Raw genomic sequence first — 11,973 nt, forward strand, 5'->3', positions numbered from 1 at the left:
CCTACCTAGGTATGATTTGGGATACTTCGAATTAAAGAAGGAAACTCATAACCCTTTTTTCTGAAAGCGGCGAAAGCCAATTTCGTTTAATTCAGTGCACGTCAGTTTTGGGCTCAAGCTAGACTTTGCAAAGTCAGCTTTCTGCGCATTTCCGCCATTCGCTGTGTTCGGTGCCTAACCCACAGCGAAGGTCGGCTTTGTGGCCGACCTGCTCAAGTCCCGCTTGAGATTGTCCGGGAGATTGCACACACGTGTCAGTGAGCTGCCGCCGCGTTATACCGTTGTGATCCAATAAGCACACTTCAATCTTTGTCACAGTGCTTCCGTATTGCTTCCGGTAGGCCGCACGTCACGAAGCGCACTCCGCACGGCCTCGTGTAAGTATTTATTTTTATTGAAAAAAGTGGTGAGCCGTGCAGGATTCGAACCTGCGACCCACTGATTAAAAGTCAGTTGCTCTACCAACTGAGCTAACGGCCCACTCTTTTGTTGGATCTGATGATCCGTGGCGCTCTTTACGGCAATTCCCCAACCAGGTTCAAGCCCTTAATTTGCGCCTCGTTTCGCCGTAACAACGCGTGTTTCCGGCAACCCGATAGGCGGCCTAATTAGGCAGGTGGCGCTGGAGGGTCAACCCCTTTTTTGAGGAATTTTCGCGACAGGGTGGATTCATGTTCCGACCAACGATATATGCCCGCCATGCAACAGAGACTCGACACCGGATTGCCCTTCATCAAGATGCACGGGCTGGGCAATGACTTTGTCATCGTTGACGCACGCGCGCAGGATGCTCCGATCACACCGGCGCTGGCCAAAGGAATCGGGCATCGGCAATTTGGTGTGGGATTCGATCAGTTGACCGTTATCGAAAATGGTGAAGCCGACGCGCATCTGGTGTTCTACAACTCCGATGGATCAACCTCTGCCGCCTGCGGCAACGCCACCCGCTGTATTGCGCGATTGCTTATGGATGAGACGGGTCGCTCTGCGCTGACGCTCACCACCGAACGCGGAACCCTTCATGCGCAGGATGCTGGCGATGGGCTTACTGCGGTCAACATGGGGCACCCGCAGCTGGACTGGCGCGAAATTCCGCTGGCAGAAGAGATGGACACGCTGGAATTGCCAATCGAAGGCACCCCAACGGCAACGGGAATGGGCAACCCGCATTGCACGTTCTTCGTTGAGAACGCCGAAGCGATCCCGTTGGCGGAGTTTGGCGCGCGTTACGAATACCACCCGCTTTATCCCGAACGCACAAATGTGCAGGTGGCCCAGGTCATTGGCCCGGATCACATCCGTATGCGCGTATGGGAGCGCGGAGTTGGCATCACTCTGGCCTCCGGGTCGTCGTCCTGTGCAACGGCCGTAGCCGCCGCGCGACGGGGGCTGACCGGGCGCAAAGTACAGATCGATCTGGATGGCGGCACACTCTGGGTCGACTGGCGCGACGATGGTGTCTGGATGACCGGGCCGACGTGTCACGTTTTCTCTGGCACTCTGACGCCTGAATTTCTGAGGTCGCTGGGATGAACCCGCCCAAGTTCACCACATTGGGCTGCCGCCTGAACGCCTATGAGACCGAGGCGATGAAAGAGTTGTCGCAGCAGGCAGGTCTGACGGACGCTGTGGTGGTGAACACATGCGCCGTGACGGCTGAGGCCGTGCGCAAGGCCCGGCAGGAAATCCGCAAGCTGCGCCGCGAAAACCCCGATGCGCGCCTGATCGTCACCGGCTGCGCCGCCCAGACCGAACCCCAGACCTTTGCCGAAATGGCCGAGGTCGATGCGGTGATCGGCAACACGGAAAAGATGCGCCCCGAGACCTGGAAGGGCATGGCCGCCGATTTCATCGGCGAGACCGAGGCCGTGCAGGTCGATGACATCATGTCGGTCACCGAAACGGCAGGGCACCTGATCGACGGGTTCGGCACCCGCTCGCGCGCCTATGTGCAGGTCCAGAACGGCTGTGACCACCGCTGTACCTTCTGCATCATTCCCTATGGCCGGGGAAACTCGCGCAGCGTGCCGGCCGGTGTGGTGGTGGATCAGATCAAGCGGCTTGTCGACAAGGGCTATAACGAGGTCGTGCTGACCGGGGTCGATCTGACATCCTGGGGCGCCGACCTGCCCGCAAGCCCCAAGCTGGGCGATCTGGTGATGCGCATCCTCAAGCTGGTGCCGGATTTGCCACGCCTGCGGATCAGTTCGATCGATTCGATCGAGGTTGATGAGAATCTGATGCAGGCCATCGCGACCGAGCCACGCCTGATGCCGCACCTGCACCTGTCGCTTCAGCATGGCGACGATCTGATTCTGAAGCGCATGAAACGCCGCCATCTGCGCGACGACGCCATCCGCTTTACCGAGGACGCACGCAAGCTGCGCCCCGACATGACCTTCGGCGCGGATATCATCGCAGGCTTCCCGACCGAGACGGAAGCGCATTTCGAAAACTCGCTGAAGCTGATCACCGACTGCGACCTGACCTGGCTGCATGTCTTCCCCTATTCCAAACGAGAAGGCACTCCGGCAGCCCGCATACCGCAACAGGTGAATGGAACGGTCATCAAGGATCGCGCTGCCCGCTTGCGTGCGGCAGGCGACGCTCAGGTCTCAAAGCACTTGTCGCAGCAAATCGGCAAGACCCATCACATCCTGATGGAAAACCCCCATATGGGCCGGACCGAGCAATTCACCGAAGTGTCTTTTTCGGCCCCCCGGACCGAGGGTGAGATCGTCACGGCGGCAATCACCGGTCACACTCAAACCCAGCTGATCGCGTGATGGCGTCGACGGCCGACGGCATTCATTGCCCGGCCACGTCAGCAAGGGCGGCCGTGTCGTAGAATTCCTGATATTCGCAGACCCGGTCGCCGCGGAATCTGCAAATGACAACGACCGGCGTTTCGACCGTCTGGCCGCTGGCTTTGTGTGTCCATGCCGTGACACCCACCCCGACGACCCGGTCGTCCTGGGCTATGGTGTCCTTCAACGTCCAGTGGACCATTTCGAAGGCATCCGTCAATTCCTTCAGATATTGATGCATCTGATCCTGCCCCTTGCGGGCGCAACTGAAATCCAGCCCGTTTTTCCCGTCGCCAAGAGACCGAATGCAGAGATCCTCGGTCGTGTAGTCGTCCCACATGCCCGGATCCGAACCCTTGGATTCGTTCCACCTGGCAAAGGCCTCGCGCAGTTTCGCGGCATTCGACAAAGCGTTCATGACAATTCACTCCAAAATGACTTCTAAAATGCAACCAGCGTCGTGCTGCACGGGGTTCGCGTCAAGGAACAAGTTGTCGAGCGGTTTCAAAGAAAAAGCCCCGCGCGACGCACGGGGCCTTTTGAATTTCCTTAATCCTACCCTGACGGATCAGGCGGATTTCTTGCCCTTATGCGGAGCCCACAGGCGCTTGTTGACCAGATAGAGAAGCACCGACAGAACGGTCAGGAAGATCACGCCAACAAAGCCGGCGTTCTTGCGCTCCATCATCTTCGGCTCGGCCGCCCACATCAGGAACGCCGCGACGTCCTCGGACATGTGTTCGACCGAATTCGAATGCCCGTCAGCAAACTCGACCTGTTCATCCGCCAGCGGCGGCGCCATCGAGATCCAGCCTCCGGGGAAGGCTTTGTTCTCGTAGAGGACAGTGCCTGCCTCTTCCTTCTCTTCACCAGTATAGCCGTCCAGCAGTGAGGCGATGTACTCGGCTCCACCCATGCCTTTGACCAGCTGATTGATGCCCAGACCGTATGGTCCGTGGAAGCCCGCGCGGGCTTTGGCCATCAGGCTCAGGTCCGGTGCGCCGACACCGTTGTTGGCCGGGAAGTGGTCTGTCGGGATGGCCGGGCGGAAATCGTCCAGCTCGGGGTCGAACACTTCGAAGTTGCCCGCTGCATAAGCGATCACTTCTTCTTCCGAATACCCCAGCGCTTCGAGATCGCGCAGGGGCACATATTTCAGGCCGTGGCAGGCCGCGCAGACCTCGGTATAGATCTGAAGGCCGCGTTGCAGCTGGTGCTTGTCCCAGGTGCCGAAGGGCCCCTCGAACGAGAACGCGAAATCTTCGATATGCTGCTCACCGCCACCTGCCGCGAAGGTCGAGGCGGGCGCAAGGGCCAGAGCAAACGCGGCGCCGATTGCAAGTTTCTTGAACATGTTTCCGGTCCCTCTTCTTACTCGGCCGGCGTGGCGTCGGCGTCAGCCTTGCCATAATGCGCGTTGAAGTCTTCTTCGATGGTCTCGGGCTGGGCCAGAGGCTTCTCGATCACTCCGAGGATCGGCAGGATCACGAAGAAATAGGCGAACCAGTAGGCGGACGCGATCAGCGAGAAGGTCGCATAGGGCTCTTCCGCGGGCATCGCACCCAGCCACATCAGGGCAAAGAAGTCGATGACCAGCAGGTAGAACCACCATTTGAACATCGGACGGTACTTGCCCGAACGTACGTTCGAGGTGTCCAGCCAGGGCGCCAGCGCCATGGCCAGGATCGCACCGAACATCGCCAGAACACCGAAGAACTTGGCATCGATGATGCCGCCGGTGATGAAGCTGGCGAACTGAACGACCCAGACCTCACCGGTGAAGGCGCGCAGGATCGCGTAGAACGGCAGGAAGTACCATTCGGGAACGATGTGTGCAGGTGTCACCAGCGGGTTGGCTTCGATGTAGTTGTCCGGGTGGCCCAGATAGTTCGGCATGTAGCCGACGATGGCCCAGAACACGACCAGGATCACGGCCAGTGCGAACAGGTCCTTGATCACGAAATACGGCCAGAACGGCAGCGTGTCTTTCTCGGCCTCGGCTTTCGATCCACGGCGCACTTCAACACCTGTGGGGTTGTTGTTGCCGGTGGTGTGGAAGGCCCAGATATGAACGATGACCAGCGCCGCGATGATGAACGGCAGCAGGTAGTGCAGCGAGAAGAAGCGGTTCAGCGTGGCGTTGTCCACGGCAGGTCCGCCCAGCAACCAGGTTTGCAGCGCGTCGCCGACAAACGGGATCGCACCAAACAGGCCGGTGATCACGGTCGCACCCCAGAAGGACATCTGACCCCAGGGCAGAACATAGCCCATGAAGGCGGTACCCATCATCATCAGATAGATCAGCATACCGATGATCCATGTGATTTCGCGCGGGGCTTTGTACGAGCCGTAGAACAGGCCGCGGAACATGTGGATGTAAACCGCCACAAAGAACAGCGACGCGCCGTTCATGTGCAGATAGCGGATAAAGTGACCGCCATTCACGTTGCGCATGATGTGTTCGATGCTGGCAAAGGCCAGATCGACATGCGGGGTATAGTGCATCACCAGTACGATGCCGGTGACGATTTGCAGCGCCAGGCAGAACGCCAGAACGATGCCCCAGATCCACCACCAGTTCAGGTTCTTGGGGGTTGGAATCATGAGCGTGTCGTACAGCAGGCCGACAATCGGCAGACGGCTGTTCAGCCATTTCTCGCCGTTTGTCTTCGGCTCGTAATGATCGTGGGGAATTCCGGACATAAGTTTGGGTCTCCCTTAGCCGAGTTTGATTGTGCTGTTGTCCACCCATTCTGCGGGCGGGACAGGCAGGTTCTCAGGCGCGGGGCCTTTACGGATACGACCGGCGAGGTCGTAGTGCGAGCCGTGGCACGGGCAGAACCAGCCACCGAAGTCGCCGGCATCCCCCAGAGGCACACAGCCCAGGTGCGTACATACGCCCATCTGCACGATCCAGGCACCCGGTGCTTCGCCCTCCGGAGACGGCATGACGCGGTTTGCGTCAGTCGCGGGCGCATCGGCGCTCAGGTTGAAGTTGCGCGCCAGCGGATCTGGCAGCGCATCAACGCCTTCGGCGTCCTGTTCCTGGGCTTCCTGAATCTCGGCACCGGTGCGATGACGGATGAAAACAGGTTTCCCCAGCCATTTTACCGTCAGTTGCGTGCCCGGCTCGACGCCGCTCACATCCACACGGATCGAGGACAGCGCCTGAACGTCTGCCGATGGGTTCATTTGGTTGATCAGGGGCCATACGGCTGCACCCGTTGCAACGACACCTGCGCCGCCAGCGACGTAGTACAGGAAATCTCTGCGGGTGCCTTCGTGGTCTTCTGCGTGGGACACGAGGTTATCTCCGATTATCTGGCGCCCGCGGACGGGCAAATAGCTCGCGCACCGCACGAATGCGGTGTCTTAACCGCGCTTACTATCGGGGAGAATAGTGTTCGTCCAGCGTTCATAAATGCGCAATACGCCGCATGTGTCCCTTCATGCACATGACGAGGGGCTTTTTTTGGTGAATCTTGCCCGCAACTTTGCCTGCGACTTCGAATCACCGGGGGATGATTCGAACTACGACCCCGCTTTGCAGCCGCAATCCGGCCCGATTCTGACCACCAGACCGCCAGTCATCTGAGGGCGTATTCTGGACAATCAGCATCACAAAGCAACGATTGTTTGCCAGGAAAATCATATCCGCCAAATAGATGATTTAAATTGAAAATTGAGCGCAATATCGCAGTTGCACTTTTTGCGCGAATACCGGACAGCGCAAAAAACGCGCGAACTCCTGCAAGGAGACCCCTATGTCAAAAGTCACCTCGGCCGCTGCGATGTTCACATTGGCCCTGTCCTCGCAAACCTTTGCCGCAGGCGATCCGGCGAAAGGCGAGGCGATGTATAACCGCTGCTCCTCGTGTCATGCGATCATCAAGGACGGTGAAGTCCTGGTCAAAGGCGGAATCACCGGCCCGAATCTCTATGGCGTCGTCGGACGTGTCGCCGGGTCCGAAAAAGACTATCGCTATGGCAGCGAGCGCCTGCCGGTCGGCATGTTCACCGATGACATGATCCGCGCCGGCGAAGAAGGTCTGATCTGGACCGAAGAAAACATCGCCGCCTATTCCAAAGACCCCATCGGTTTCATCAAAGAGTATCTGGATGACGAAACCGCCCGCCCGAACATGAGCGTCAAGCTCAGAAAAGGCGCGGAAGATATCGCCGCCTATCTGGCAACTTTCAGTTCCGAGTAATCCTGTTTCCCGGTGCTGGTTACGCCTTGTGCATCAAGGCGGCCAGCTGACCGGTTTCGCTGCCAAATCCGTTGGGCACATTATCGGCGGCAGCGATTCTTACATCCTCCGGCTTGTTCTGGCCCAGTTTCCAGGTGCCCTGGATATCCTCTACCTGCATCCGGCATGGAACGATCATCCGCATCATTCTGGCCAAGGCGTCATCAGACATTTTCCCGGTGACCCATGGCGCTTTGGGCAGCAGTCGATCTTCAAAGAATGCAGATTGTCGGTCCAGCAAATCACGCAGCTCGTCCTGCGGGCGCAGCTCAAGCCTTCCGGTCAGGTGCACGGCAACGTAGTTCCATGTCGGAACCTGATCCGCGACGCCGTACCAGTCGGGCGAGACATAGCCATCAGGCCCCTGCACCGCGATCCTGACCACTTTCGGCCCGCACAGCATACGGACAATCGGGTTTGATCGCACCAGATGAAGATCGGCCACCGCACCGTCCTCTGACAGCAGAAAGGGCACGTGACTGATCAATGGTGCGCCGTCGTCGGAAATCGCCAGAACGCCAAAAGCCCGGTCACGGGCGAATTCAATATGACGCGCACGATCCTCGGCGCGGAAGGCTGGATTTGGGTGCATGGGCGACCTCCTGCCAAATCTCTTGCAGATGGGGTTGGTTCTTGGCAAGGTCTGCCTCGTTCTCAGGGCGGGGTGGAATTCCCCACCGGCGGTATGCGGGCCATGACCCGCGAGCCCGCGAGCGGCTCTGCCGTGTCCACGATCCGAAAGGCAGAAGCCGGCATTCGGACAAAGCGTGGAACCACGAACGAGTGTCAGCAGATCTGGTGAGAGGCCAGAGCCGACGGTCAAAGTCCGGATGGAAGAGAACGTGCAAGCCGTGCCGGTGAACCGGCGCGCCTGCTCGTGATCGCCTTGGGTGACGTGTCATGCCGGGCTGGCAGCGAAACCGTTCGCAACCGCCAGCAGGCCACCAAACTGAAAGGAGACCACGATGACACACACCCGCTATGCTTTTGTCAAAGCCAACTGGCATTCCGACATCGTCGACCGCGCGCTTGACGGATTTCTTGAATTGATCCCGGCCGATCAGGTCGATGTTTTCGACGTACCCGGCGCGTTCGAGATGCCGCTGCTGGCCCGCGATTTGGCCCAAACCGGCCGCTACGCCGCTGTCGCCTGCGCCGCATTTGTCGTGGATGGCGGCATTTACCGTCACGACTTCGTGGCCCAGGCCGTCGTGGACGGTTTGATGCGCGCCGGCATGGATACAGGCGTGCCGGTCCTGTCCGTTTCCCTGACGCCGCACCAGTACCAGGAGACGGATCACCACAACGCCATCTACCGTGCGCATTTTGTCGAGAAAGGCCGCGAAGCCGCACAAGCCGCGCTGAAAATCACAGCGACCCGAGCGGTGCTGACGCAGGCTGCCTGATCTTCATCTTTTCAAAAATACTCATTCGCGCCACCGCAAGGTGGCGCCCACCAATTCGCAAATCCGCTTGAGGCCAAGGGCCTTGCCCGCTAATCACGACGCTCAAAGGAGCACGCCCCATGTCGATGAACAGTTTTGGCCATCTATTCCGTGTCACCACCTGGGGTGAAAGCCATGGACCCGCTTTGGGCGCCACTGTTGACGGCTGCCCGCCGGGTGTCACGATCGACGAGGGCATGATTCAGCACTGGCTGGACAAGCGCAAACCGGGGCAGAACAAGTTTACCACCCAGCGGCGCGAACCCGATCAGGTGAAAATCCTGTCCGGCGTGTTCGAAGGGCAAACCACCGGAACGCCTGTGCAGCTGATGATCGAGAACACCGATCAGCGCTCGAAAGACTATGGCGATATCATCGACAAGTTCCGTCCGGGGCACGCCGATATCACATATTGGCAGAAATACGGAATCCGGGATTATCGCGGCGGCGGGCGCAGTTCTGCACGGGAAACAGCATCACGTGTTGCAGCAGGTGGACTGGCGCGTGAAGCGATCAAACAGATCGCGCCCAACGTGCAGATCACCGGCTACATGACCCAGATAGGGCCGCATAAGATCGACCGCGCCAACTTCGACTGGTCCCAGATCGAACAGAACCCGTTCTGGACACCCGATGCAACCGCCGCAGAAGACTGGGCCGCGTACCTGGATGATCTGCGCAAGTCCGGCAACTCGGTCGGGGCCGTGGTCGAAGTCGTTGCGCGCGGTGTCCCCGCCGGGATCGGGGCGCCGGTTTATGCCAAGTTAGACACTGATCTGGCCGCAGCGATGATGTCGATCAATGCCGTCAAAGGCGTCGAGATCGGCGAGGGCATGGCCGCGGCTGAACTGACGGGCGAGGCCAACGCCGACGAAATCTTCATGGGACAGAACGGTCCGCAATACAGCTCGAACCATGCGGGCGGGATTCTGGGCGGTATCTCGACCGGGCAGGACATCGTCGTGCGCTTTGCGGTCAAGCCGACCTCGTCGATCCTGACCACACGCAAAACCATCACCAAATCAGGCGAAGAGACCGAGATCATCACCAAGGGCCGTCACGACCCCTGCGTCGGGATCCGCGCTGTTCCAGTGGGTGAGGCGATGATGGCCTGCGTGATCCTCGACCACCTTCTGCTGCATCGCGGCCAGATCGGAGAGAACCGTGGACGGATCGGCTGATCTGCGCACCCGCCTGCGTGCTGTGGTCGCACATCGCATGGAAACGGATCCGGCCCATGATCTGGCCCATCTTGATCGTGTTTGGACCAACGCCCGGGCCATCGCGGATGATCAAGCCGATATGTCCGTGCTGCTGGCGGCAAGTTATCTGCACGATCTTGTAAATCTGCCCAAGGACGATCCCGACCGGCATCTTGCCTCGCGCAGATCCGCAACGGAATCAGAGCCTATTCTTAAGGAAATCGGGTTTGAAGCCAATCAGATCCGCGCGATCCAGCACGCGATCGAAGCCCATAGTTTTTCGGCCAATATCCCCCCTGAAACGATCGAGGCGCGCATTCTGCGCGATGCGGACCGGCTTGACGCCCTGGGCGCCATCGGCATCGCCCGCAACTTTTCCGTTTCCGGAGCCTTGGGGCGCACTCTTTATGACCCGGCAGATCCTTTTGCCCAAGTCCGGCCACTGGACGACCTTCATTTCTCGCTCGACCATTGGAAGGTGAAGCTGCTGCGGCTGCCGGGTGACATGCTAACCGAAACCGGCCGACTGATTGCCGAGCAACGCACCGCGCGCATGATCCACTTTCTTGAAGAATTCGCCGAAGAGATCGGCTGCTCCTTGCCGCAATCCTGGGTTAATTGCTGAACCCACCCGTTGATCTTTGCCCGGCAAAGGCGCAGGTTCGCGCCGATGACAAAACCCTTAACTTCGCATCGACCTCTGCTTGCGGTAACGCTGAAGCTGTGCGCCTTGTTCCTGTTCACGTCGATGTCCGCGCTGGTCAAAGCACTGTCGGATGAGTTCCCACCGGGCCAATTGGTGTTTTTTCGGTCCCTTTTCGCAATCCCGGTGATCATTGTTTGGCTCATCGCGCGAGGGGAGTTGTCGAAAGGCTTTGTGGTCAAGAAACCCATGGGCCATTTCTGGCGTGGCGTTCTGGGGACCAGCGCCATGGGTCTTACCTTTACCGGCCTCAGCCTGCTGCCGCTGCCCGAAGTCACCGCAATCGGCTATGCGACGCCGATCTTCACCCTGATTCTGGCCGCCGTCATGCTGGGCGAACGCATTCGGCTTATCCGTATCGGCGCTGTGGCTTTGGGTCTGCTAGGCGTCCTGATCATGATCTGGCCACGTCTTGGCACCACCGAGATGGAACTCGCCGCCACCATCGGCGCGTTATGCGTGTTGGGCGCAACCCTCGCCCGTGCCTTCGTTCAGATCCATATCCGGCAATTGGTCAAGGTCGATCACCCTGCGGCCATCGTGTTCTATTTCTCGATGACCGCGGCGCTTCTTTCCGCGCTGACAGCGTTCTGGGGATGGACGATGCCCACGTGGAATCAGGCTCTAATCATGGTCATGATGGGCCTGATCGGCGGCGTTGCGCAGATTTTGGTCACATCCTCCTATCGGTTTGGCCAGGCCTCGATGCTGGCACCTTATGACTATGCAACCATGCTGTTTGCGATCGTGATCGGCTATGTCTGGTTCGACGAACTGCCAACGCTTGCAATCCTGATCGGGGCCGCACTGGTGATCGCAGGCAATGTTGTCGTCATCTGGCGCGAACACCAGTTGGGGCTGGAGCGCGGCAAGGTCCGGTCGGTTACGGACCCCAAAGCATGACTTTACCTTTTGCAATCTTCCCCTAGGTTGGGCCGAACAGTCAAAGAGGTTCCCAAATGAACGACGCGCAGGATCACAAGGAAAAGATGCAGAAGGTGCAGGCCCAGCACCGCAAGAAAGTGTCCGAGGCCGTGGATCCTGGCCGTGGTCTGGTCCTGATCAATACCGGCAAGGGCAAAGGCAAGTCCTCGGCCGCGTTCGGCGTGGTCATTCGCGCTTTGGGCTGGGGCCAGAAGGTTGGCGTGGTGCAGTTCATCAAGGGCAAGTGGAAAACCGGCGAGCGCCGTTTCTTCGAAGAGCGTGATCTGGTGACATGGCATACGATGGGCGAAGGTTTTACCTGGGACACGCAGGATCGTGAGCGCGATATTGCTGCTGCCAATGCCGCCTTCGACAAGGCATGTGCCCTGATGTCCAGTGGCGAATACGATCTGGTTGTGCTGGACGAGATCAACATCGCCTTGCGCTACGAATACCTGACGGTCGAACAGGTCATCGCGGGTTTGAACGCACGCTCGGACAAGACCAGCGTATTCCTGACCGGGCGTGATGCACCGCAAGCGCTGCGTGACTATGCCGACCTGGTCACGGAAATGACCGAGGAGAAACACCCGTTCCAGGCGGGTATCAAGGCCCAGCGCGGCGTGGATTTCTGAAGCTACG

13 protein-coding genes, 1 tRNA gene and 1 riboswitch are annotated in these 11,973 nt (G+C 59.0%); of the genes, 8 read left to right on the top strand and 6 right to left on the bottom strand.

Annotated features, from left to right (window positions below; genetic code table 11):
• Positions 1 to 404: 404 nt before the first annotated feature.
• A tRNA-Lys gene (locus AC2FF8_RS15790) sits at positions 405 to 480 on the bottom strand.
• 210 nt (positions 481 to 690) lie between these two features.
• On the opposite strand from AC2FF8_RS15790, the gene dapF reads away from it, so the two are divergent.
• Positions 691 to 1,533, top strand: coding sequence for a diaminopimelate epimerase (dapF, locus tag AC2FF8_RS15795; protein WP_496880155.1), 843 nt, complete (start codon positions 691 to 693; stop codon positions 1,531 to 1,533).
• Positions 1,530 to 2,786, top strand: coding sequence for a tRNA (N(6)-L-threonylcarbamoyladenosine(37)-C(2))-methylthiotransferase MtaB (gene mtaB / locus AC2FF8_RS15800; RefSeq protein WP_496880156.1), 1,257 nt, complete (start codon positions 1,530 to 1,532; stop codon positions 2,784 to 2,786). Before dapF ends, mtaB begins: the two co-directional genes overlap by 4 nt.
• Before the next feature lie 22 nt (positions 2,787 to 2,808).
• Here mtaB and AC2FF8_RS15805 read toward each other — a convergent pair whose 3' ends face one another.
• The 4 genes from AC2FF8_RS15805 to petA form a co-directional block, all read right to left on the bottom strand.
• Positions 2,809 to 3,225 (bottom strand): nuclear transport factor 2 family protein, encoded by a 417-nt coding sequence (locus AC2FF8_RS15805; protein WP_496880157.1) that lies wholly within the window; start codon positions 3,223 to 3,225, stop codon positions 2,809 to 2,811.
• A 150-nt stretch (positions 3,226 to 3,375) separates the two neighbouring features.
• Positions 3,376 to 4,161 (bottom strand): cytochrome c1, encoded by a 786-nt coding sequence (locus AC2FF8_RS15810; RefSeq protein ID WP_170347480.1) that lies wholly within the window; start codon positions 4,159 to 4,161, stop codon positions 3,376 to 3,378.
• A 17-nt stretch (positions 4,162 to 4,178) separates the two neighbouring features.
• A complete protein-coding gene (gene petB / locus AC2FF8_RS15815) occupies positions 4,179 to 5,510 on the bottom strand; it encodes a cytochrome b (protein WP_170347481.1) in 1,332 nt (443 codons plus the stop codon).
• A 15-nt stretch (positions 5,511 to 5,525) separates the two neighbouring features.
• A complete protein-coding gene (petA, locus tag AC2FF8_RS15820) occupies positions 5,526 to 6,110 on the bottom strand; it encodes a ubiquinol-cytochrome c reductase iron-sulfur subunit (protein WP_170347482.1) in 585 nt (194 codons plus the stop codon).
• 461 nt (positions 6,111 to 6,571) lie between these two features.
• Between petA and AC2FF8_RS15825 the strand changes: the two genes are divergently transcribed.
• Positions 6,572 to 7,018, top strand: coding sequence for a c-type cytochrome (locus AC2FF8_RS15825; RefSeq protein ID WP_496880158.1), 447 nt, complete (start codon positions 6,572 to 6,574; stop codon positions 7,016 to 7,018).
• A 19-nt stretch (positions 7,019 to 7,037) separates the two neighbouring features.
• On the opposite strand, the gene AC2FF8_RS15830 is transcribed toward AC2FF8_RS15825, so the two are convergent.
• Complete coding sequence (locus AC2FF8_RS15830; protein WP_496880159.1) at positions 7,038 to 7,649, bottom strand: FMN-binding negative transcriptional regulator; 612 nt, start codon at positions 7,647 to 7,649, stop codon at positions 7,038 to 7,040.
• Positions 7,650 to 7,703: 54 nt separating this feature from the next.
• Positions 7,704 to 7,903, top strand: a riboswitch (FMN riboswitch).
• A gap of 119 nt (positions 7,904 to 8,022) precedes the next feature.
• Between AC2FF8_RS15830 and AC2FF8_RS15835 the strand changes: the two genes are divergently transcribed.
• The 5 genes from AC2FF8_RS15835 to cobO all read left to right on the top strand — a co-directional run bounded on the left by AC2FF8_RS15835 (position 8,023) and on the right by cobO (position 11,966).
• Positions 8,023 to 8,463 (top strand): 6,7-dimethyl-8-ribityllumazine synthase, encoded by a 441-nt coding sequence (locus tag AC2FF8_RS15835; protein ID WP_170347485.1) that lies wholly within the window; start codon positions 8,023 to 8,025, stop codon positions 8,461 to 8,463.
• 119 nt (positions 8,464 to 8,582) lie between these two features.
• Positions 8,583 to 9,683 (top strand): chorismate synthase, encoded by a 1,101-nt coding sequence (aroC, locus tag AC2FF8_RS15840; protein WP_425079892.1) that lies wholly within the window; start codon positions 8,583 to 8,585, stop codon positions 9,681 to 9,683.
• Positions 9,667 to 10,329 (top strand): HD domain-containing protein, encoded by a 663-nt coding sequence (locus AC2FF8_RS15845; protein WP_496880160.1) that lies wholly within the window; start codon positions 9,667 to 9,669, stop codon positions 10,327 to 10,329. Before aroC ends, AC2FF8_RS15845 begins: the two co-directional genes overlap by 17 nt.
• A gap of 45 nt (positions 10,330 to 10,374) precedes the next feature.
• The gene (locus AC2FF8_RS15850; protein ID WP_496880161.1) at positions 10,375 to 11,310 is read left to right on the top strand and encodes a DMT family transporter; all 936 of its coding nucleotides are present in this window, start codon (positions 10,375 to 10,377) and stop codon (positions 11,308 to 11,310) included.
• Positions 11,311 to 11,366: 56 nt separating this feature from the next.
• A complete protein-coding gene (cobO, locus tag AC2FF8_RS15855) occupies positions 11,367 to 11,966 on the top strand; it encodes a cob(I)yrinic acid a,c-diamide adenosyltransferase (protein WP_425079891.1) in 600 nt (199 codons plus the stop codon).
• Positions 11,967 to 11,973 lie beyond the last annotated feature (7 nt).

This window comes from Ruegeria sp. YTSA144, from assembly GCF_059610125.1.